The following is a 21,480-nucleotide window of genomic DNA, read 5'->3' on the forward strand; positions in this document are numbered from 1 at the left end:
GGACTGCTACTTCTCTTGGCTTCCCGCGAGAGTGCCGAGGTAGAGTTCGATCACCTTGGGGTCGTGCATGAGATTCGGCCCCGAGTCGGTATAGGCGTTACGGCCCTGGTCGAGAACGTATCCGCGATCGCAGATCTGCAGGCATCGGCGGGCGTTCTGCTCCACCATGATCACCGACACTCCCGCGCCGTTGATGCTTTTGCAGCGGATGAACACCTCGTCCTGGAACATCGGTGACAGACCGGCGGACGGCTCATCGAGAAGCAGAACAGACGGGTCCATCATCAGGGCGCGCCCCATGGCGACCATCTGTCGTTCGCCGCCGGACAGGGCGCCGGCCTTCACCTTTCTCCGCTCGACCAGCAGGGGAAACAGTTCGCCGACGAACTCGAACCTCTCCTCGAAGAGTTTGGGGCGCAAGTACATCCCCATCTCGAGGTTCTCCTCGATGGTGAGCGAAGGAAAGACGTTCTGGGTCTGCGGGACATAGCCGACTCCTTTGTGCACAAGCTCGTGGGCAGGCCTGGATGTGATGTCTTCACCGCGCAGGACTACGGATCCCTCCCGGGCCGGAACCAGCCCGAACAACGACTTGAGGAGCGTGGACTTGCCCGCACCGTTCGGGCCGATGATGCCTACGATCTCGCCCTCGCGCAGAAAGAAGTTGCACTCATTGAGAATGTTGACGCCGGGAATGTAACCGGCAACCAAGCCGTCCGCTCGGAGGAGTGCATCCTCGGCGAGTCTTGCGTGCTCTTCGGGTGTAGCTGCGAATTCCGCTGGGGTCAGTTCGGTCATGGGGTTTCATGCCTCAGTTCGGTTATTTCGGGTTCGGAGAGGTCGCCACCGCTCTCGAGGGTCTCGGCCTCGGCCGCTTCGAGAGCCTCGGCGAGGACGGCGGTTTCGCCCACGGGATTTCCCGCGTCGTCGAATTGGAGTGCCTGATCGTGGTGGGCGCCCAGATACGCGTCGACCACAGCTTCGTTCGACGAGAGATGTTCCGGAGTGGACTCGGCGATCACGCTGCCCTGAGACATCACCACCACCCAGTCACTGATATCGCGGATGACATCCATGTCGTGTTCGACGAACACGACGGTCATGCCCTCGTCGCGCAACGACTTGATGTGGCCGAGCAGGCTCTGGGTCAACGCCGGGTTCACGCCGGCCATCGGCTCGTCGAGCATCACTACCGTGGGATCGGTCATCAACGCCCGGGCCATCTCCAGCAACTTCCGCTGACCGCCGGACAACGAACCGGCGAGGTCATCGGCCTTGGCATCGAGCTTGAACCGGGCGAGCAGTTCGTGGGCGCGTTCGGTGACGGTACGTTCCTGAGCCTTCCACGTCCATGGCAGCAGGGTGTTGGCGATGCGCTCGCCCCGTTGCCCCGTTGCCCCGAGTCGCACGTTGTCGAGCACGGACAGCTTTGACAGCGCCTTGGTGAGCTGGAACGTGCGTACCACCCCCTTGCGAGCCACCTGGTGTGGATACAACCGGCCCAGGGGCTGGCCGTCCATCGACCACGTACCGGTGTCGGGCCGGTCGAAACCGGTGAGCAGGTTGAACAGAGTTGTCTTACCCGCACCGTTGGGCCCGATGAGTCCAGTGATACAGCCGCGCTGGATCTCCAGATGGTCGACGTGGACTGCCTTGAGCCCGCCGAACGACCGGGATACGTTGTCCACCACAAGCATCGGGTCCGGTTTTGGCACGCCTGGCGAGTGTGGCACGTCGGTGAAGATCGCCGCGCGTTGTTCGGCTGTGAGGTTGGTGTCAGGCATTGAGCTGTACCTCCCGCTTGTTGCCCAGTATGCCCTGTGGCCGGAAGACCATCAGGACGGCGATCATGATGCCGAGCAATACGAATCGCATGGCACCCACCTGCTGTTCCGTCAGAGCGAGGAGCGGTTCGGGTCCCGAGATAGCCTGCCGCAGCAACGCGTCGGGGATGGCCAAGAGGAACCAGAACAGCATCGCGCCGATGACGGGTCCGAAGACGGTGGCGGCGCCACCGAGGATGAGCGCGCCGAAGGCGAAGAACGTCTGGGCGGTCGAATAGAAGTCGGGGTTGATCGACTTGGTTTGCAGTGCGTTGAACACGCCACCCAGGCCGCCGATCATGCCGCCGAGGACAAGGGCCTGCATCTTGTAGACGAAGACGTTCTTACCCAACGATCGCGCGGCGTCCTCGTCCTCGCGGACTGCTTTGAGCACGCGACCCCACGGGCTGTGTGTCAGAAGGTATACGAACCCGCACAGCAAGAGGACGAGCGACCAGCCGACCACCATCGACCACAGGTCGTCGCCGTAGAACTTCACCCCGAGGAAGGAGTACTGCTTCCCTGAATCGAACGGGCTGAGGTCCGTGAACGGGTCTGCGAAACCGAACAACCCGTTGGTGGATCCGGTGACGGAATCCGCAGCGGTGGAACGAAATACCAGCCGCAGGATCTCCGATGCGGCAATCGTGACGATGGCGAGGTAGTCGGCGCGTAGCCGCAGCGTCGGGATGCCGAGGACCAGGGCCAAGAGTCCCGCTAATGCGAGACCGACGAGAACGCCGAGCCACAGCGGCTGGTCATAGGTGACTGTCATGATTCCCACGCCGTAGCCACCGAGGAGTGCGAATCCGATCTGGCCGAAGTTCAGCAGTCCCGCGTAGCCGAAATGCAGGTTCAAGCCGATTGCGAGCAGTGCGTAGAAGATCGCCGACGGCCCGATCAGCTGGGCGAGCGAAACCTGTAGTGCTCCGATGATGTCCATGTCTCACCCGATCCTCTGTCGGCTGCCGAGAATGCCCTGAGGCCGGACTACGAGGATGACGATCAAGATGAGCAGTCCTCCGATGTACTTGAGGTCAGGGTTGATTACGAGCGTGGACAGTTGGACGAGAAGGCCGACGATCACACAACCGAGCAGCGCACCGTACGCGGTGCCGAGTCCACCGAGCGTGATTCCGGCGAACATCAGCAGTAGAAGCTTGAAGCCCATCTCCCACTGCACGCGCCCGCCGAGCTCGGAGATGGCGAACAGGATCCCGCCGAGGGCGGCGAGACCTCCGCCGAGACCCCAGACGAAGCGGATCACACGTTCGACGTCGATCCCGGATGACTCCGCGAGGTCACGGTTGTCGGAAACGGCGCGCATGGCCTTGCCGATGCGCGTCTTCTGTAGTAGCAGCGCGACGCTGACCAAGACGACGAGACTGATGACGATGGATACGAGATTGGCATCGGTGATCGCGATCGGACCCCACTGCCTCTGCACCTGGACTTGGTAGTCGTCGAACGGTTCCGTGCGGTCGGAAAAGAAGATGAGGATCAGGTAGCGCAGGGCAATCGCGAGACCGATCGACACCACGAGCTGCGCAATCAGTCCGGTCTTGCGTCGGCGCAAGGGTTTCCAGACAGCGGCGTTGTTCAGAAGGCCGATCAGGACGCCGACGATGATCGCGATGACAGAGGCCGCGATCAGCTGCATCCCGAACGTCACATTGACGACCCACGCCGCAACGGCACCAAGCGTCACCAGTTCGCCGTGCGCGAAGTTCGTCAGACCGGTGGTGCCGTAGATCAGGCTCAAGCCGACACCCGCGATGGCGATGATCAGACCGAACCGGAGCCCGTCGACGGTTTGCCGGATCAGCTTCTCGTAGAACGAGATGTCGGAACCGGTTCGTTCCTCTCCGAACAAGAAGATCACGGTGTTGGCACGACCGGCCACCACTTCTCGCTCCACGGTCTCTTGCACGCTCACGCCGTCGGGGAGCGATTCTTCGACGATCTCGAACGTGTAGGTGCCGGGAGCGAGATGAACCTCCCAGCGACCGTTGTCAGCTGAATCGGTGCGGGTGGATTCTTGCCCCGACGAGTCGAGGGCGCGCACTTCGACGCCGGCGAGACGGTCGCCGCCGTTGTTGAGGGTGCCGGTAACCCGGACCGCGTTCTCCGGGGGTGCGGTTTGCGCACTGGCGTCGAGGGGTGGCGGCGGGGTCGACTCCTGTGCCGCTGCGGGACCGCTGAATGTGATCGCAGCGACGAGGCTGAGCAGGAATAGGGCGAACACGCGGCCGAGGTACGGGGTTACCGGACCTCGTCTCGTGCTCATCCCTGGGGGTGTCGGTCGCGTACTCATTCTTGGGAGTCGCTTCCTTACGGTTGGGGCCACGAACAGGTCCTCCGGGTATGTCTAGTTGGTCGGGTCGTGCAGCGACGGACTGTCGAAAGCCCGTTCGCGACTTCCGGACTCTAGCGGCTCAGGTCGCGCGAAATCGGGTTCTCGGATTTCTGGCAAGTTTCTGTTGGGTTTCGAAGCGTCCGGCTGATCGCTGTCGTCCACGCTCCCTAGACTGGGCAATCGTGAGCCCCGCAACGACACCCCGGTCCACCACGTCCGTTACCTCCGGCGCAGCGGCGCCAGATGGTGACCGCCCCACCTTGATGCTTCTCGACGGTCACTCGTTGGCCTTCCGCGCGTTCTATGCACTGCCGGCAGAGAACTTCAAGACCCACAGCGGCCAGGTCACCAACGCGGTGTACGGGTTCACGTCGATGTTGATCAACCTGCTGCGCGATGAACAGCCCAGCCATGTCGCGGCGGCGTTCGATGTGTCGAGGCAAACCTTCAGGGCGGAGAAGTTCCCCGAGTACAAGGCGAATCGCAGCAAAGCACCGGACGAGTTCAAAGGTCAGGTGGAGATCACCAAGGATGTTCTCGGCGCGCTGGGCATTCCCGTCATGGCAGAAGAAGGCTTCGAGGCCGACGACATCATCGCGACACTGACCACCCAGGCGGAGGCGCTCGGGTACCGCGTTCTCGTGGTGACCGGTGACCGGGACTCGCTCCAGCTGGTCACCGACCAGGTGACGGTTCTGTACCCGAAGAAGGGTGTCTCGGACCTGGCCCGGTTCACCCCTGCGGCGGTGGAGGAGAAATACGGGCTCACACCAGCGCAGTACCCTGACTTCGCGGCTCTGCGGGGAGACCCGAGCGACAACCTGCCGGGCATCCCGGGCGTGGGGGAGAAGACCGCGACCAAGTGGATCAGGGAATACGGCGACCTCGTCGGCCTGGTCGACAACGTCGACAAGGTGCGCGGCAAGGTCGGCGACGCGCTGCGCGAGAATCTTCCGAACGTCCTCCTCAATCGGGAACTCACCGAGATGGTGCGCGACGTTCCACTTCCTTACACCCCGGACCAATTGATCCTCGCCCAGTGGGATCGTGACAGGATCCACGCACTGTTCGACGATCTCGAGTTCAAGGTGCTGCGAGACCGGTTGTTCGCGACACTCGCACCCGTAGAGGCCGAAGCGGAAGAGGGCTTCGAGGTGCGCGGCGGCGCGCTCGAACCCGGTGAGGTCGCCGACTGGCTGTCCGAGCACGCTTCGGGCGGCGATAGATCCGGAGTCTCCGTGGTTGGAACACGGACGCCGTACGGTGCCGACGTGACGGCGATAGCCGTCGCGGCCGCGGACGGCGAAGGCGCCTATATCGACACCGCGCGGGTCACACCCGACGACGAGAAGGCGCTCGGTGACTGGCTTGCCGATCCAGACAAGCCGAAGGCCCTGCACGAGGCGAAGTGGGCGATGCACGCGCTGCGCTCCCGCGGTTGGGTGCTCCGTGGACTCACGAGTGATACCGCGTTGGCGGCCTATTTGGTGAGGCCCGGCCAACGGACGTTCAATCTCGACGACCTGGCGCTGCGCTATCTGCGCCGAGAGCTTCGGGTGGAGGGGAACGTTGAGGAGCAATTGTCGCTACTGGACGACGCCGACAAGGTGGAGGCCGAAGCTGCGGAAGCTGAAATCCTAAGCGCGCGTGCCGTGCTCGACCTGGCGGCCGCACTCGACGTGGAACTGTCCGACATCGAGTCGAGCACCCTGCTCTCCGAAATCGAGTTGCCTCTGATGGAAGTTCTTGCAGACCTAGAGGCGTCAGGCATCGCGGTCGACGTCGATCACCTGCAGGATTTGCAGAGCCGTTTCGCCGCCCAGGTCTCCGAGGCGGCGGAGGCGGCCTACGGGGTCATAGGGAAGCAGATCAATCTCGGTTCACCCAAACAGCTGCAAGTCGTGCTCTTCGACGAACTGGAGATGCCCAAGACGAAGAGGACCAAGACCGGCTACACCACGGACGCCGATGCGCTGCAGAACCTGTTCGAAAAGACGTCGCACCCGTTTCTCGAGCATCTGCTCGCGCACCGAGACGCGACACGTCTGAAGGTGACCGTGGACGGTCTACTCAAGACCGTTGCCGAGGACGGCCGCATACATACGACGTTCAATCAGACGGTAGCGGCCACGGGACGGCTTTCCTCGACCGAACCCAATCTTCAGAACATCCCCGTCCGTACCGACGCGGGGCGTCAGATCCGCGACGGCTTCGTGGTCGGTGAGGGTTTCGATACCTTGCTGACTGCGGACTACAGCCAGATCGAGATGCGGATCATGGCTCACGTGTCCGGGGACGAAGGGCTGATCGAGGCGTTCAACACCGGAGAGGACTTGCACAGCTTCGTCGGTGCCCGCGCGTTCGGCGTGCCGATCGACGAGGTCACGCCCGAGCTGCGGCGCCGGGTGAAGGCAATGTCCTACGGTCTTGCGTACGGACTCAGCGCCTTCGGGCTCGCATCGCAGCTCAAGATCTCGACCGAAGAGGCCAGATCTCAGATGGAGGCTTACTTCGCGCGGTTCGGTGGCGTGCGCGACTACTTGCGCGAGGTCGTGGAACAAGCCAGGAAGGACGGTTTCACATCGACGCTGTATGGTCGCCGTCGCTATCTGCCCGATCTCAACAGTGACAACCGACAGCGGCGGGAAGTCGCGGAGCGGGCCGCGTTGAATGCCCCGATCCAGGGCACGGCCGCCGACATCATCAAGGTTGCGATGATCAACGTTGCACGCTCACTGCGTGAGGCGAGGCTGAAATCGCGCATGCTGCTGCAAGTTCACGACGAACTCGTGCTCGAGGTGGTCGAGTCGGAGCGTGACCACGTCGAGCAGCTGGTCCGTCATGAGATGTCCTCTGCCATCGAACTGTCGGTGCCGCTCGAGGTGTCCGTCGGTACGGGGCGCAGTTGGGACGCCGCCGCACACTAGGCGACGCCCCCGTCGTCCTATTCGGCCGGCGCTTGCTCGGCGATCTGCTTGCGCACCTCGTCCATGTCGAGGGCCTTTACCTGCGTGAGCAGATCCTCGAGCGCGGCAGGTGGCAGCGCACCCGGTTGGTTGAACACCAGTACACCCTCACGGAACGCCATGATGGTCGGGATCGAGCGGATGTTTGCCGCCGCCGCGATGCCTTGTTCTGCTTCCGTGTCTACCTTGCCGTGCACCACGTCGGGGTGCTTCTCCGACGAAGCCTCGAAAGTAGGAGCGAATGCGCGGCACGGTCCGCACCATGATGCCCAGAAGTCGACGAGAACCACGTCATTGTTGTTCACGGTCACATCGAAATTCTGTTGAGTCAGTGTCTTGGTGGCCACGAGCGTCCTTTCGATCGATGATGGTGTTGCTTGTGCAACGCCCGTTCACCCCCGATTCTTCCCTGCATGCCGATCAGGCGGTTCGTTCAGTGTCACGGAAGGCGCGTCGGTACGTCTGCGGGGTGGTACGACGCAGCCGCAGGAAATGCTGCCGCAGTACCGCCCCACTTCCGAATCCGACGCGGTCGGCGATCACGTCGACCGGCAGGTTCGAGTTCTCGAGGAAGTGTTGTGCGGCGAGGACCCGCTGATCGCGGAGCCAACGTGCTGGGGTGGAGCCCGTCTCGGCCTGGAACCGGCGCGCGAATGTGCGCGGTGACATGCTGGCCTTCGCTGCCATGGCGGTCACCGAGAGGTCGAGGGCCAGATGTTCGGTCATCCAGTCCAGCACCGGTCCGAGCGTGTCGGTCGCCGTAGCTGCCAGCGGCGTCGCCACGTATTGGGCCTGACCGCCGTCTCGGTGGGGCGGGACCACCATGCGGCGCGCGATGCCGTTGGCCACTGCGCTGCCCTGCGCCTTTCGCACGATGTGTAGGCACAGATCTATGCCCGCTGCGGTACCAGCGCTGGTCAGAACGGGGTCGTCGTCCACATAGAGGACGTTCGGATCGACCGTGGCGGCAGGATGGCGCTCAGCGAGTCGCTCGGTGTGCTTCCAATGTGTGGTGCACTTTCGGCCATCCAGGAGGCCTGCGGCCCCCAGCACATACGCGCCGCTGCAGAGGCTGGCAACCTTGGCGCCCCGGGCGACGGCGGCTCGGAGCTTGTCCAGAAGTGGATCCATGCACGAGTCGATGTCCACGCCGCGAACGTCGATGCAGTCTGCCAGGGTATAGGTCCCACCCGCAGGAACGATGACGAGATCGGCGTCATCGAGTTGATCGAGGTCGTAGGGAACATCGATTCCGTACCCGAAACGAGTGCGAATGGGCTCAGGTGAGCCTGCGACCAGGGAGAAATCGTAGGTGGGGAGTCCGTCGTCGGATCTGTCGACTCCGAACACCTCGCAGGCGACACCGAGTTCGAACGCCTCGGTGACAGGTAAGAGTGGGACGACAACCTTCTTCAACACCGCACCAGTATGGCGGAAAAATGTCGAACTGTGTCATTCCTGCCACTTTTCTCGCGGACGAGCAGAAGCCAGGCTCGAAGCATGGCGATCCTGGTTGTGATTCTCTTCGTGTTCCTGGCGATTGACGTGCTCGTGCTCACCGGCCGTACACCAGATACGCACAAAGATGTCACCCAGCACGGGGACTTCCGGTTTTGAGGGCGGGTCCGGCTGCGCAATATTCAGGTGCTGCGCTTGCGTGGGGTGCGAGCTTTTTCTTCATCAAGGTCGGGCTCGACGGCTTGTCGTTCGTTCAGGTCGTCCTGTGGAGGCTGGTTCTCGGGGTGCTCACCCTCGGCGTGGTTCTCGGTCTGACGCGGTCACGGTTGCCGAGTGATGCGGCGACGTGGGCGCATCTTTCCGTACTTGCCGTCGTGCAATGTCTCGTACCGTGGCTGCTGTTCAGTTGGGCCGAGCAGACAATCAGCTCCGGGCTGGCCAGCATCTACAACGCGACGACACCTCTGATGACGATGGCGTTGGCGTTGGCGTTGCTGCCAGGGGAGAAACTCACGGACGCAAAACTGTTCGGGCTACTGCTCGGATTCGCGGGTGTGCTCGTGGTGTTGGCTCCGTGGCAAATAGCGTCCGTGGGCAGTGTCCAGGCCCAGCTCGCGTGCCTGGGGGCGACTGCCTCTTACGGTGTCGCACTGGTATATCTGCGCCGATTCATACTTCCGCGCGGTATCGGCGCACCCACCGTCGCCTTCGTGCAGGTTCTGGTTGCAGCGTTGGTGTTGCTCGCCGTTTCGCCCTGGGCGGCGAATACTCCAATGAACCTGACGCCCGCGATAGTTGCGTCGATGATCGGGCTCGGGGTGTTCGGCACCGGGCTGGCGTTCGTCTGGAACACCAATGTGGTGCGTGATTGGGGTCCGACAGTCGCGTCCACCGTGACATACCTGACGCCGCTGGTCGGGGTGGTGCTCGGCGCGATTGCGCTCGGAGAGAGCATCTCCTGGAACCATCCTGTAGGTGGACTTGCGGTCATTGCAGGAATTGTTGTCACGCAACGCTATTCGCGAAGAGTCACGAATACGACGGTCGTAAAAGCGAAGTGATCACGGGGGTGCGGTGAGGATCCACTCGCGTTTGGCGTCCCCATCCCATCTGCGCATCACGGATGCGTGGCCGACGATGTCGCCACCGTCGAGTAGTCGCGCGGCATCCGGGATCTGGTCGGCTGGGAGTCGCCGTGCGAGGGTCACGTGCGGTGTCCATTCCCCGGGCCGGATGTGTGGTGGGACTTTCGTGGCTTGCTCCGCGAGGTCGAAGACCTTCCGGTGCAGAGACAACAACGCCTTCGACGGCACCACCAGCCGTGAGAGGGTCACGTACCGGCTGCTGCCGAACACCACGAGGCCGCCCAGCCGGATGTGAAACGAAGGCGTGGCGATTTGCCTGCGGAGGAGTTCGTCGATCTCAGTCGGGATGTGGCGGGCCACGAACAGGGTGACATGTGGTCGATTCGATATCGCACGAACGCGGGTTCGGCTGGGTAGCCCCGCATCCCACAGACGTTGCCATTCGGCGCGAACGGCTACGTCGGTTTCCTCGTCGAACAGCAGTTCCACCGACTGGACCATGGTAGGAAATCATGGCCCCATGAGCAGTGTGACGGCAAACATTTGCGGAGACTGGGTGTCGTCGAGTCACGTGGAAGCCTTATCGAGACTTTGGGCACACCGCGCTCGGTGTGCCGACCGATAGCCTGGTCAGAGTGTTCCGTTTCAGGATCCCGCGACATTCGATGGCGACCACGGATGTTTTTCGGTGAGCGCGAAGCGGGTCTGTCGGTTGTGCATGAGCCGTCGGAGACGTTTGCCGGTCAGAGGCCGCCGCCGTGTTCGCGGATGTGTTGGAATGCTGATGCCACAGCCGGGTTGTGACGATCAACCGGAACGGAGGACGACCCACCAGGTTTTCGCACGTAGGATTCCCACGGCCGGGAGGAAGTCAAGTAGCCTTCCGTTCGAGAATTTCAGTTCGGCGATCGAGAGTTTCTCCTTCGCCGCAGTTCGTTCGATGCACCACTATTTCTTGGAGGACATGGCAGTGACTGGTCGATCCGTCATTAAGCGAGGCCGAGTTACCCGCAACCTCGGGGTGCTGGTGGGTGCCAGTGCTCTGCTGCTCGCGGGGTGCGTGTCCAACACCGAGGGTGGCGTGCCTGACGGGGGCGAAATCCCGGAGGTGAGCAAGGTCGACGCGATCGCGGCCCAGTTGCCCGAGGAGATCGCCTCGGATGGCGAGATCATCGTCGGCGTCAATGTTCCATACGCTCCCAACGAGTTCAAGGATCCGAGCGGCAAGATCGTCGGCTTCGATATCGACCTCATGGATGCCGTCGGGAAGGTACTCGGTGTGACGCCGGTCTTCACCGAGGCCGACTTCGACAAGATCATTCCGTCGGTGCAGGCCGGCAGCTACGACTTGGGCGCGTCCTCGTTCACAGACACCTTGGAACGTGAGGAGTCGGTGGACTTCGTCACCTATTTCAGCGCCGGGGTGCAGTGGGCCCAGGCCGCAGGCGGATCGGTGGATCCGAACAATGCCTGCGGGCTGCGGGTCGGCGTGCAGACGACCACCATCGAGGACATCGAAGAAGTACCCGCCAAGAGCGCGGCGTGTGTCGCAGCCGGTCAGCCGCCGATCGACATCGTCAAGTTCGATAGTCAGGACGATGTGGCCAATGCGCTCACACTCGGCAGGATCGACGCGATGTCCGCAGACTCCCCGGTCACCGGCTACGCGATCGCGCGGAGCGAGGGAAAGCTCGAAGCAGCCGGAGAGATTTTCGACGCACAGCCCTATGGCTGGCCCGTCGCGAAGGGCTCGCCTTTGGCGGAGGTTCTGCAGCAAGCTCTTCAGCATCTGATCGACGACGGCACCTACGCGCAGATCGCGCAGAACTGGGGCGTCGAGCAGGGTGTCATCACAACTTCTCAGATCAACGGCGCGACGAGCTGAACGGTTGAACAGTGTCTGATTCGGAGTACACGCCCGCAGGGTCGGTGGGCGCGACGAACGAGGAACCGGAGCCGATCAAGGCTGTCCCGCTGCGTCGTCCCGGTCGATGGATTGCCGCGATCGTCGTGGGTGCGCTGCTGGCCCTGTTCGTCTACGGAGCACTGACCAACGAGGCGTACCGGTGGGACATCTACGCACGCTACCTGTTCGACGAGCGGATCTCCGCTGCGGCGTGGAAAACCATTCAGCTCACCGTCCTGGCGATGGCGATTGCCATCGTGCTGGGTGTGATCCTCGCGGTGATGCGGTTGTCGTCGAATCCCGTGTTGAAGACTGTTGCGTGGGTCTACTTATGGGTCTTCCGTGGCACCCCGGTATACGTGCAGTTGGTGTTCTGGGGATTGTTTCCGGCCATCTACAAGCAGTTGGATCTCGGTATCCCGTTCGTCCACCAGTTCGTGCACATCGACCTGCAGGGACTGAACGCGGCCTTCCTGTTCGCGATAATCGGCCTCGGGCTGAACGAGGCCGCCTACATGGCCGAGATTGTCCGGGCCGGCGTGAACTCGGTGGGCGAGGGGCAGACCGAGGCGTCAGTGGCGCTCGGCATGACCTGGTCGCAGACCATGCGGCGAACGGTCCTGCCACAGGCCATGCGTGTGATCATCCCGCCCACGGGCAATGAGCTGATCGGCATGCTCAAGACGACATCGCTGGTCTCCGCTATTCCATATACCCTCGAATTGTACGGCCGTACCAGAGATATCTCCGGGGCCAACTTTCAGCCGATTCCATTGTTGATGGTTGCCGCCACCTGGTATCTCGCCATCACGAGCGTGCTGATGATCGGCCAGTACTACCTGGAGCGATACTTCTCCAAGGGCGCGACCCGCGAGCTGACGACGCGACAGTTGCAGGCCCTCGCCGACGCGGAGGGTAAGCCACTCATAGTCGAACCCGGCACCGCCCACTTGCCGGATGCACCCGGAGGGGAACGAAAATGACGCCGATGGTCAAGGCGGATCGGGTGTGCAAGAACTTCGGCGCACTCGAGGTACTCAAGGGTGTGTCGCTCGAAATCGATCGGGGTCAGGTCCTGTGCCTGGTCGGCCCGTCCGGATCGGGTAAGTCGACGTTCCTGCGCTGCATCAACCACCTCGAGCAGGTCAACGCGGGGCGGTTGTATGTCGACGGCGAGATCGTGGGCTACGCCGAACGGCACGGAAAACTCCACGAACTGCATCCGCGTGCTGCGGCGAAGCAACGCCGCGGCATAGGCATGGTGTTCCAGCACTTCAATCTCTTCCCGCACCGGACAGCGCTGGAGAACATCATCGAGGCGCCCACGCAGGTGAAGCGGATGAACAAGAAGAAGGCCATCGAACGCGCGCGGGCGCTGCTCGAGCAGGTCGGGTTGAGCGAGAAGGCGGACGCTTATCCGGCGCAACTGTCTGGCGGCCAGCAGCAACGCGTTGCCATCGCCCGCGCGCTTGCAATGGATCCCAAGCTGATGTTGTTCGACGAGCCGACTTCCGCTCTCGACCCAGAATTGGTCGGAGAGGTACTCGGCGTAATGAAAGATCTCGCCGCGGGCGGCATGACCATGGTCGTCGTGACCCATGAAATAGGCTTCGCACGGGAGGTGGCCGACCGCCTGGCGTTCATGGATGCCGGCGTGATCGTCGAATCGGGCAAACCCAACGAGTTGCTGACCAATCCGCAGCACGAACGTACGAAGGCGTTTCTCTCCAAGCTGCTCTGACGAGGCGTCCTCGAGTACTTCGTGGGCCTTGCAAGGTCACGGAGTGCTCGAGGGCTTGCGGCAACTGAAGATGGCGGTCCCGGGGAATAGTTGCCCGCGCAGCGGACTCCACTGGCCCCACTCGCGCTCGAGCCACTCGGGCCACTCCGGCTCGATGATGTCGCGGATCTCGAGCCCCGCCGCTACGATCTCACGGACCCGGTCGCCGAGGGTCCGGTGATGCTCCACGTACGTGGGTACACCGTCGTCATCGACCTCCACGTAGGGCGTGCGATCGAAGTAGGGGAGAGTGGCGGTCAGTCCCCGCGGGCCCGGATCGTCCGGAAAGATCCAGCGGATCGGGTGGTTGACCGCGAATACCCAGAGTCCTCCGGGGCGAAGAACTCGCGCAACCTCGAGCATTACCTGCTGTGAGTCCGCAACAAACGGAACTGCACCAAAAGCCGAACACGCTATGTCGAAACTGGAGTCTGCAAAAGGCAGGTGTTCAGCCCCCGCCTGCACGAGCGGCACTGTTGCCCCTCCCACCCGCATCGCCTGGGCGCCTCGGGTCAACATCGACATCGACAGATCGAGTCCGACGGCCCGAGCGCCTCGAGCCGCCAGCCAACGCGCGCACGGTGCGGACCCGCAACCGACTTCGAGGATGTCCTTTCCCGCCACCTCACCGAGAAGGTGGTGATCGCCTTCGTGAAGGCCTTCCGGGCACCAAACGAACTCGCCATCCCGCGCGTCGACGCCGAGGAACTCGCCGTGCGCGCGGTGGTAGTCGTCGGCGTCAGCGTCCCACCAGGCGCGACTCGCACGTTCGCTGGTTTCGGAATCGACGCGGACTCGGCCGACCGCGGCGGTTCCGAGGACTGAATTTGCCGCGCCGTGACGGTCGTCTTCGGGCGAGAAGGGTGATCCGGCGGAGTGAGAATCGGGCATGGGGGACAGACTAGAGCGCGAGGACGTGCCCGGGTTTGCCCAGCTTGCCCCAAGGCGCGTAGCCTATTGCACGCAAGTGTCTACGTGTGCGACATCGGATTCGGTTCAGTTCGAGATTGTTCTGTTCCAATCGGGTGTCGTTCGCTGCACTCAGGGTGGCCTGATTCGGCGGGTATGTTTCGTCGGTTCAGGTTGCTAGTCCGACAGAACACCATCAACCGACCACAACCCGTCCGGAGCAACTCAACACATGCCCTCCACCACCGTGACCTCGCCGCAGGTCGCCGTCAATGACATCGGCTCCGCCGAGGACTTCCTCGCCGCCATCGACGCTACGATCAAGTACTTCAACGATGGCGACATCGTCGAAGGCACCATCGTCAAGGTCGATCGGGACGAGGTTTTGCTCGACATCGGTTACAAGACCGAAGGCGTCATCCCCTCTCGTGAGCTCTCCATCAAACACGACGTAGACCCCAACGAGGTCGTCTCCGTGGGAGATGAGGTCGAAGCTCTCGTCCTCACCAAGGAGGACAAGGAAGGCCGACTGATCCTGTCGAAGAAGCGTGCTCAGTACGAGCGCGCTTGGGGCACCATCGAGGAGCTCAAAGAGAAGGACGAGGCAGTCAAGGGCACCGTCATCGAGGTTGTCAAGGGCGGTCTGATCCTCGACATCGGCCTTCGCGGCTTCCTTCCTGCTTCGCTCGTCGAGATGCGGCGGGTCCGTGACCTCCAGCCGTACGTCGGCAAGGAGATCGAGGCCAAGATCATCGAGCTCGACAAGAACCGCAACAATGTGGTCCTCTCACGTCGTGCATGGCTCGAGCAGACGCAGTCCGAGGTTCGCAGCGAGTTCCTGAACCAGCTGCAGAAGGGCCAGGTCCGCAAGGGCGTTGTTTCCTCCATCGTCAACTTCGGTGCCTTCGTGGACCTCGGCGGCGTCGACGGCTTGGTGCACGTGTCCGAGTTGTCCTGGAAGCACATCGACCACCCGTCCGAGGTCGTCGAGGTCGGCACCGAGGTCACTGTCGAGGTTCTCGACGTCGACTTGGATCGCGAGCGCGTTTCCCTGTCGCTCAAGGCCACGCAGGAAGACCCGTGGCGTCAGTTCGCCCGCACCCATGCCATCGGCCAGATCGTCCCCGGCAAGGTCACGAAGCTGGTTCCGTTCGGTGCCTTCGTGCGCGTCGAAGAAGGAATCGAAGGCCTCGTCCACATCTCGGAGCTGGCCGAGCGCCACGTAGAGGTTCCGGACCAGGTTGTCGGCGTCGGCGACGATGCACTCGTCAAGGTCATCGACATCGACCTCGAACGTCGCCGGATCTCGCTGTCGCTGAAGCAAGCGAACGAGGACTACAACGCCGAGTTCGATCCGTCGAAGTACGGCATGGCGGACAGCTACGACGAGCAGGGCAACTACATCTTCCCCGAGGGATTCGATCCCGAGACCAACGAATGGCTCGAGGGCTTCGACAAGCAGCGTGAAGAGTGGGAGAACCGCTACGCCGAGGCTGAGCGTCGCCACAAGATGCACACCGCCCAGATGGAGAAGACGGCCGCAGACGAGGCCGCCGAGGCTGCCACTGCTGCCGCCGGCTACTCCTCGGAATCGGGTGGCGAAGAGGCCGACGCAGCTGCAGCGCCCGCCGCATCGGCGTCCGAGGCTGCTGGTGGATCGTTGGCCAGCGATGCACAGCTCGCCGCTCTGCGCGAGAAGCTGTCCGGCAACGCCTGACGAATTCGGCTGACACCTTTCGTTAAGCCAAAGACCCCGCCCCTGAATTTGCAGGGGCGGGGTCTTTTCTGTATGTGGACCCTCCGGAATGTGGGCTGCTGTGGATGGATGCAACACTGGGGAGCGTGTTGAGAATCGGCCTCACTGGAGGCATAGGAGCCGGGAAGTCCACGGTGTCGAAGATCCTTGCCGACCTCGGGGCCGTCATCGTCGACGCTGACCTGATAGCGAGGGAGGTCGTCGAACCCGGAACCCCTGGCCTCGCAGCCCTCACCGACCGATTCGGCGAGGACATCCTGACAGAGGGCGGGGCACTGGACCGTCAGGCCCTGGCCGCACGGGCTTTCGCCGACGAAGAATCTCGGCTGGCGCTGAACTCGATAGTCCACCCCCTTGTCGGCGCGCGCACGATGGAGATCATCGAGTCGGTTCCTGAGGACGCGGTGCTCGTTCAGGACATCCCATTGCTCGTCGAGGGTCAGATGGGCGCTGCCTTCCATTTGGTGCTCATCGTGTGCGTCGAAGCCGAAGAGCGCGTGCGGCGCCTCGTCGGTTCGAGGGGGATGCTCGAGTCCGACGTGCGGTCCCGCATCGCTGCCCAGGCTGACGACACTCAGCGGCGGATTGCAGGCGATATCCTGCTCGACAACAATGGGGCTCCGGATTCGCTGGAGCCGAAGATCCGTGAGTTGTGGGCCGAGCGTCTCGTGCCGTTCGAGTCCAACATTCGTTCTCGGACCGTCGTGAGTGCCCTGCCTGTGCTCGTTCCGGCCAATCCGCAATGGCCCGAGCAGGCGCGTCGGCTCATCGCTCGGCTCGAGCTCGCGTGCGGCGATCGGGCTTTGCGTATCGACCACATCGGCTCGACCGCTGTTGACGCACTGCCCGCCAGAGATGTCATCGATATTCAGATCACTGTTGCGAGCCTGGAGATCGCAGATGACCTCGGCGAATCCCTCGCCGCCGCAGGTTTTCCGCGGATCGAGAACGTCACGGCGGACGACCCTAAACCGGCGTACCAGGGAGGGGAGACCGACCCGGCGTTGTGGGGCAAGCGAATTCATGGAGCGGCAGATCCGGCACGGCCGGCCCGCATTCACCTCCGCGTCGCAGAGTGGCCCGGACAGCGCTTCGCGCTCGTGTTCCGGGACTGGCTCCGCGCCGACGCTGAGGCTCGCGCCGAGTACTCTGCGATCAAGAGGGCCGCGGCCGCCAAAGCCGCCTCATGCTCGTCCGACAAGGAAGCGGTCGAGTCCTACGTCGAAGGGAAGGCGCCGTGGTTCGACCGTGCCTACGACCGGGCGTGGCACTGGGCGGAGCAGACGGGGTGGTCGCCGTAGGCGTCAGCGCCAATCGATCGGCATCCCCAGTGACTCCAGCCAGCGGCCGAGGTCGTGACCGTGGGCGGCGATCCCGTCGATTGCCGTCGCGGCCGACAGCACGGCCTGCTCTGCGGTAGCCGCATCCAGCAGGCTCGTTCTGCACGCTTCCATGAGTTCGTCGACATCGAGGAGTTCGGTGTCACGGCCGGTTCGGATGACGAGGTCGAGATAGTGGTCCTCGGATTTCCAGACCCGATCGCCGCGGGTGAAGGTGCCGATGTCCACGTAGTGATCCTGATCGCGCTGGTGATAGGGGTGGTAGTGGAAGATCGAGGCACGGATTCCGAGGTCGGGGAGCAGCCACGACTCGAGATAGTGGAACTGCGGGTGATCGGATGACCTAGCCATGTAGAGCCCCCACGGTTCGACGCGGTAGTGATCGACCGACCGAATGAAGCCCTTCGGATCCGTGTTGGTGCGTTCCTGCAGGTCGAAGTACTCGATCTTCGGTGCGTGAATGCGGCGACCAGCGTCTCCCATGGGGGGAAATCTACCGGGAATGTTGCCCGTCGGCGCTTGGCCGGTGAGGGTGTCGGTGCTTGCGCCTAGCCTGGTTGTATGGCGTTTGCATCCGAGCATCCCGTGGTGGCACATTCCGAGTTCCGTCCGATCAGTGACATCGAACGGGCGGAGGGACAGTTCGAAGTGGTCAGTGACCACAAACCGGCAGGCGACCAACCGACGGCCATCGCCGACCTCGAGCGGCGCATCAGAGCGGGCGAGAAGGACGTGGTTCTGCTCGGGGCAACGGGTACCGGCAAGTCTGCGACCACAGCCTGGCTCATCGAGAAGGTTCAGCGACCAACGTTGGTGATGGCGCCCAACAAGACCCTTGCTGCGCAACTCGCCAACGAACTGCGAGACATGCTGCCGAACAACGCCGTCGAGTACTTCGTCTCGTACTACGACTACTACCAACCCGAGGCCTACATCGCGCAGACGGACACCTACATCGAGAAGGACTCGTCGATCAACGATGATGTCGAACGATTGCGGCATTCCGCGACCTCGAACCTGCTCTCGCGTCGGGACGTCGTCGTAGTGGCGTCCGTATCATGCATCTACGGCCTCGGAACTCCGCAGTCGTACCTCGACCGTTCGGTGCAACTCGAGGTCGGCGTGGAGGTACCCCGCGATGCACTGCTGAGATTGCTCGTCGACGTGCAGTACACCCGCAACGATCTGGCGTTCACTCGAGGTTCCTTCCGGGTGCGCGGTGACACGGTCGAGATCATTCCCTCGTATGAGGAGCTGGCGGTGCGCATCGAGTTCTTCGGTGACGAGATCGAGGCGTTGTACTACCTGCATCCCCTCACGGGAGACGTTGTGCGTCAGGTTGATTCGGTGCGAATCTTCCCTGCAACGCACTATGTCGCCGGTCCCGAGCGGATGGAACGCGCCGTCAAGGACATCGGGGCCGAACTCGAGGAGAGGCTCGCGGATCTCGAGAACAGGGGCAAACTCCTCGAGGCGCAGCGGCTGAGGATGCGCACCGAGTATGACCTCGAGATGATCAAGCAGGTCGGATTCTGCTCCGGCATCGAGAACTACTCACGCCACATAGACGGGCGCGCGGCAGGCACGCCGCCGGCGACGCTGATCGACTACTTCCCCGAGGATTTCCTCCTCGTCATCGATGAATCGCATGTGACGGTCCCACAGATCGGGGCGATGTACGAGGGCGACATGTCGCGCAAGCGAAATCTCGTCGAGTTCGGCTTCCGGTTGCCGTCCGCCACCGACAATCGTCCATTGACCTGGGAGGAGTTCACCCAGCGGATCGGGCAAACGGTGTATCTGTCGGCGACACCCGGTGCGTACGAACTAGGGCAGTCAGGCGGCGAGTTCGTCGAGCAGGTGATCCGCCCTACCGGCTTGGTCGATCCCGAAGTCATCGTGAAGCCCACCAAGGGACAGATCGACGATCTGATACACGAGATCCGCGAGCGCCAAGACCGCGACGAGCGGGTCCTGGTGACCACTCTGACAAAGAAGATGGCCGAAGATCTCACCGACTATCTTCTCGAACTCGGCATCCGGGTTCGGTACTTGCACTCGGATATCGATACCCTCCGACGGGTCGAGTTGCTGCGACAACTTCGACTCGGCGAGTACGACGTGCTGGTGGGCATCAACTTGCTGCGTGAGGGCCTGGACCTCCCCGAGGTGTCGTTGGTGGCCATTCTCGATGCAGACAAGGAAGGCTTCCTTCGAAGCTCCACAAGCCTCATTCAGACGATCGGGCGTGCGGCACGCAACGTGTCCGGACAGGTTCACATGTACGCCGACAAGATCACCGACTCGATGCAGAACGCTATCGAGGAGACAGAGAGACGCCGCGCAAAACAGATCGCCTACAACAAGAAGATGCGCGTCGATCCGCAACCCTTGAGGAAGAAGATCGCCGACATCCTCGATCAGGTCTATGAGGAGGCCGAGGACACGGCCGTGGGTGCCGAGGTGGGTGGATCTGGACGAAACGCCACACGGGGTCGCCGCGCCCAGGGTGAGGCCGGTCGTACGATCAGCGCTGGGGTCTACGAGGGCCGTGACGCAAAGTCGATGCCAAGGGCCGAGTTGGCCGACCTGGTCAAGGAATTGACCGACCAGATGATGAACGCGGCCCGCGACCTGCAGTTCGAGCTCGCCGGTCGACTCCGAGACGAGATCGCCGACTTGAAGAAGGAACTGCGTGGCATGGACGCGGCCGGCCTGAAGTAGCGCCGGCGCGGCCCGGTACCGTTCTCGAGCATGGATGCGGGCAGCGCACGGCACTAGTTTGCGAGGTCGGATTGAGACGGGGTAGAGCCATCTACGATCGCGTCGGCCAGCGTTTTCCCCACAAATGGCGCCATTTTGAACAGATTGTCGCCGTAGAAGGCAAGAATGCTGCCCTGCCGTAGGATATGGAACCCGTCTCCCAGGTTCGGGTGTGTGCAGTAGACCCTTCCGATTTCGGTGGGGTCCACTCGATCGAGAGTAGTTGCGACATAGTCTTGGACAACCCGGGCTGAGGCCTTCTCCGCGTGATCGCGGCCGACCTCCCAGGCCACATCATCGGGCGGCATGTGAGCACCGACGGCCCACTGCCCAGGGGTGTTTTCGTGTTGATATGTGCTGATCCCGTCCAGCGGCTTGTCGATCCAGCACTGAGGACTCTCGACGCCCACGTTCAAGCGGAATGTCAGCCGTAGGGTGTGTTGCATTTCGCTGGGTGTATGCATACCGACTTGCGCCGCGAGTTCGGGTGTTCCTGCTCCCGCCGCAATGATTGTGGCGTCGAAGTCGGTGTGGCTGCTCTCAGTCCAGATTCGAACACCGTGAGCAAGGTGCTCGAGCGCATGGACTTGCTCGAGATGTATTGAAGCTGCCGTTGCGCCAGTCAACAAGTTCCTGACTCTGTCGACGTCGATGACTCCGCCACTGAGGTCGACAAGGGCGAGACTGGGTGGCTTCCGGGTCGGAAGGCGGAGGGTGTTCGATGACGACGACGCGATCTCATATTTCGCGCCCGCGGCGGCCATGCTGGATGCCCAAGGCTCCAATTCTCCGCCGCTGATGACCGTTCCACAGTCACTTATGATTGGCCCCTCGCCCATTTCCCACTGAGCAAATAAGGCACGCGATTTCGATGCAATGGTGACGAGCTCGGGCTCTTGGTGAGCCAATCGGAATATTCGCGACGAGCCCAGTGAGCGTTCCAACATCGGCCGGCGCTTTTCGAAGCACCTTACGGTTTGATTCGACTGGAGTAGGTAGTAAGTAGTTGCCAGTCCGATTACGCCGCCCCCGACTACAGCTACTCGCATGCCACACCCGAATCGCCACTACCCCCGAGCCGACGTTGCGTGAGTCTCGGTGCCGCACGGCTGCCGAATTGGCGAAAGTGCATGTCTTGCGAGGAACGGCAATACATATCTGCACGATACGTGACCCCGGGCGGGCAGAGCGCCGTCGATATTGACTGGCAGGGCTGCGGCCTGCAGTTTCACGCGTTCAGGACCAGCCCGCCGGCCCATTTCGCGGCCTGTTGTCGGCAGGTCCGGGTGATGCCTGTGGGTTCGGGAAGATTCGGACGACATCGACTCTGAGCCTGTT

At 62.6% G+C, this 21,480-nt stretch carries 18 protein-coding genes; 8 read left to right on the forward strand and 10 right to left on the reverse strand.

The features are described 5' to 3' along the window. Nucleotides 1-6: 6 nt before the first annotated feature. The 4 genes from AB0I57_RS19705 to AB0I57_RS19720 are packed head-to-tail and all read right to left on the reverse strand — an operon-like array spanning nt 7 to nt 4,110. The gene (locus AB0I57_RS19705; protein ID WP_358339146.1) at nt 7-798 is read right to left on the reverse strand and encodes an ABC transporter ATP-binding protein; all 792 of its coding nucleotides are present in this window, start codon (nt 796-798) and stop codon (nt 7-9) included. Continuing rightward, the gene (locus AB0I57_RS19710) at nt 795-1,784 is read right to left on the reverse strand and encodes an ABC transporter ATP-binding protein (RefSeq protein WP_358339148.1); all 990 of its coding nucleotides are present in this window, start codon (nt 1,782-1,784) and stop codon (nt 795-797) included. The genes AB0I57_RS19705 and AB0I57_RS19710 overlap by 4 nt, the downstream gene beginning before the upstream one ends. Further along, nucleotides 1,777-2,766: a branched-chain amino acid ABC transporter permease gene (locus AB0I57_RS19715; RefSeq protein ID WP_358339151.1), complete on the reverse strand. Its 990-nt coding sequence runs from the start codon at nt 2,764-2,766 to the stop codon at nt 1,777-1,779. The genes AB0I57_RS19710 and AB0I57_RS19715 overlap by 8 nt, the downstream gene beginning before the upstream one ends. A 3-nt stretch (nt 2,767-2,769) precedes the next feature. Further along, nucleotides 2,770-4,110 carry a branched-chain amino acid ABC transporter permease gene (locus AB0I57_RS19720; RefSeq protein ID WP_358339154.1) on the reverse strand — a complete coding sequence of 447 codons (1,341 nt, stop codon included), beginning with the start codon at nt 4,108-4,110 and terminating at the stop codon, nt 2,770-2,772. A gap of 251 nt (nt 4,111-4,361) precedes the next feature. Between AB0I57_RS19720 and polA the strand changes: the two genes are divergently transcribed. Continuing rightward, nucleotides 4,362-7,106: a DNA polymerase I gene (polA, locus tag AB0I57_RS19725; RefSeq protein WP_358339157.1), complete on the forward strand. Its 2,745-nt coding sequence runs from the start codon at nt 4,362-4,364 to the stop codon at nt 7,104-7,106. A 17-nt stretch (nt 7,107-7,123) separates the two neighbouring features. Here the strand turns inward: polA and trxA are convergent, their stop codons facing one another. Both trxA and AB0I57_RS19735 read right to left on the reverse strand, forming a co-directional pair. After that, complete coding sequence (gene trxA, locus AB0I57_RS19730; RefSeq protein WP_358339160.1) at nt 7,124-7,492, reverse strand: thioredoxin; 369 nt, start codon at nt 7,490-7,492, stop codon at nt 7,124-7,126. A gap of 73 nt (nt 7,493-7,565) precedes the next feature. Then, complete coding sequence (locus AB0I57_RS19735) at nt 7,566-8,564, reverse strand: helix-turn-helix domain-containing protein (protein ID WP_358339163.1); 999 nt, start codon at nt 8,562-8,564, stop codon at nt 7,566-7,568. A 194-nt stretch (nt 8,565-8,758) separates the two neighbouring features. Here AB0I57_RS19735 and AB0I57_RS19740 point away from each other — a divergent pair, with 194 nt between their 5' ends. Next, entirely contained in the window at nt 8,759-9,664 is a 906-nt protein-coding gene (locus AB0I57_RS19740; protein ID WP_358339165.1) for a DMT family transporter, read from the forward strand. Here the strand turns inward: AB0I57_RS19740 and AB0I57_RS19745 are convergent, their stop codons facing one another. Further along, nucleotides 9,665-10,189 carry a 2'-5' RNA ligase family protein gene (locus AB0I57_RS19745; RefSeq protein ID WP_358339168.1) on the reverse strand — a complete coding sequence of 175 codons (525 nt, stop codon included), beginning with the start codon at nt 10,187-10,189 and terminating at the stop codon, nt 9,665-9,667. Between the two features lie 463 nt (nt 10,190-10,652). Here AB0I57_RS19745 and AB0I57_RS19750 point away from each other — a divergent pair, with 463 nt between their 5' ends. Genes AB0I57_RS19750 through AB0I57_RS19760 form a run of 3 tightly spaced genes read left to right on the forward strand, consistent with a single transcriptional unit; the run spans nt 10,653 to nt 13,335 of the window. Then, on the forward strand, nt 10,653-11,573 hold the full coding sequence (locus tag AB0I57_RS19750; protein ID WP_358339170.1) for an ABC transporter substrate-binding protein: 921 nt from the start codon (nt 10,653-10,655) through the stop codon (nt 11,571-11,573). Between the two features lie 11 nt (nt 11,574-11,584). Next, complete coding sequence (locus tag AB0I57_RS19755) at nt 11,585-12,577, forward strand: amino acid ABC transporter permease (RefSeq protein ID WP_358339173.1); 993 nt, start codon at nt 11,585-11,587, stop codon at nt 12,575-12,577. Then, a complete protein-coding gene (locus tag AB0I57_RS19760; protein WP_358339176.1) occupies nt 12,574-13,335 on the forward strand; it encodes an amino acid ABC transporter ATP-binding protein in 762 nt (253 codons plus the stop codon). Before AB0I57_RS19755 ends, AB0I57_RS19760 begins: the two co-directional genes overlap by 4 nt. Before the next feature lie 36 nt (nt 13,336-13,371). Here AB0I57_RS19760 and AB0I57_RS19765 read toward each other — a convergent pair whose 3' ends face one another. Continuing rightward, nucleotides 13,372-14,265: a class I SAM-dependent methyltransferase gene (locus AB0I57_RS19765; RefSeq protein WP_358339179.1), complete on the reverse strand. Its 894-nt coding sequence runs from the start codon at nt 14,263-14,265 to the stop codon at nt 13,372-13,374. Between the two features lie 250 nt (nt 14,266-14,515). On the opposite strand from AB0I57_RS19765, the gene rpsA reads away from it, so the two are divergent. Both rpsA and coaE read left to right on the forward strand, forming a co-directional pair. Next, on the forward strand, nt 14,516-16,000 hold the full coding sequence (gene rpsA / locus AB0I57_RS19770) for a 30S ribosomal protein S1 (protein ID WP_358339182.1): 1,485 nt from the start codon (nt 14,516-14,518) through the stop codon (nt 15,998-16,000). A gap of 125 nt (nt 16,001-16,125) precedes the next feature. Continuing rightward, a complete protein-coding gene (gene coaE / locus AB0I57_RS19775) occupies nt 16,126-17,340 on the forward strand; it encodes a dephospho-CoA kinase (protein WP_358339184.1) in 1,215 nt (404 codons plus the stop codon). A 3-nt stretch (nt 17,341-17,343) separates the two neighbouring features. On the opposite strand, the gene AB0I57_RS19780 is transcribed toward coaE, so the two are convergent. Continuing rightward, nucleotides 17,344-17,862 (reverse strand): DUF402 domain-containing protein, encoded by a 519-nt coding sequence (locus AB0I57_RS19780; RefSeq protein ID WP_358339187.1) that lies wholly within the window; start codon nt 17,860-17,862, stop codon nt 17,344-17,346. Between the two features lie 78 nt (nt 17,863-17,940). Between AB0I57_RS19780 and uvrB the strand changes: the two genes are divergently transcribed. After that, nucleotides 17,941-20,103 (forward strand): excinuclease ABC subunit UvrB, encoded by a 2,163-nt coding sequence (uvrB, locus tag AB0I57_RS19785; RefSeq protein ID WP_358339190.1) that lies wholly within the window; start codon nt 17,941-17,943, stop codon nt 20,101-20,103. Between the two features lie 53 nt (nt 20,104-20,156). On the opposite strand, the gene AB0I57_RS19790 is transcribed toward uvrB, so the two are convergent. Next, nucleotides 20,157-21,191, reverse strand: a complete 1,035-nt coding sequence (locus AB0I57_RS19790) for an FAD-dependent oxidoreductase (protein ID WP_358339193.1) — start codon at nt 21,189-21,191, stop codon at nt 20,157-20,159. Nucleotides 21,192-21,480: the final 289 nt, after the last annotated feature.

Source organism: Rhodococcus sp. NPDC049939 (assembly GCF_040656415.1).
Lineage (GTDB): Bacteria > Actinomycetota > Actinomycetes > Mycobacteriales > Mycobacteriaceae > Rhodococcus_F.

Bases quoted from the DNA above. Each gene is read 5' to 3' on its own strand.
- AB0I57_RS19705 (WP_358339146.1), bottom strand. From the start codon at position 798: ATGACCGAACTGACCCCAGCGGAATTCGCAGCTACACCCGAAGAGCAC.
- AB0I57_RS19710 (WP_358339148.1), bottom strand. From the start codon at position 1,784: ATGCCTGACACCAACCTCACAGCCGAACAACGCGCGGCGATCTTCACC.
- AB0I57_RS19715 (WP_358339151.1), bottom strand. From the start codon at position 2,766: ATGGACATCATCGGAGCACTACAGGTTTCGCTCGCCCAGCTGATCGGG.
- AB0I57_RS19720 (WP_358339154.1), bottom strand. From the start codon at position 4,110: ATGAGCACGAGACGAGGTCCGGTAACCCCGTACCTCGGCCGCGTGTTC.
- AB0I57_RS19745 (WP_358339168.1), bottom strand. From the start codon at position 10,189: ATGGTCCAGTCGGTGGAACTGCTGTTCGACGAGGAAACCGACGTAGCC.
- AB0I57_RS19750 (WP_358339170.1), top strand. From the start codon at position 10,653: ATGGCAGTGACTGGTCGATCCGTCATTAAGCGAGGCCGAGTTACCCGC.
- AB0I57_RS19760 (WP_358339176.1), top strand. From the start codon at position 12,574: ATGACGCCGATGGTCAAGGCGGATCGGGTGTGCAAGAACTTCGGCGCA.
- AB0I57_RS19765 (WP_358339179.1), bottom strand. From the start codon at position 14,265: ATGCCCGATTCTCACTCCGCCGGATCACCCTTCTCGCCCGAAGACGAC.
- rpsA (WP_358339182.1), top strand. From the start codon at position 14,516: ATGCCCTCCACCACCGTGACCTCGCCGCAGGTCGCCGTCAATGACATC.
- AB0I57_RS19780 (WP_358339187.1), bottom strand. From the start codon at position 17,862: ATGGGAGACGCTGGTCGCCGCATTCACGCACCGAAGATCGAGTACTTC.
- uvrB (WP_358339190.1), top strand. From the start codon at position 17,941: ATGGCGTTTGCATCCGAGCATCCCGTGGTGGCACATTCCGAGTTCCGT.
- AB0I57_RS19790 (WP_358339193.1), bottom strand. From the start codon at position 21,191: ATGCGAGTAGCTGTAGTCGGGGGCGGCGTAATCGGACTGGCAACTACT.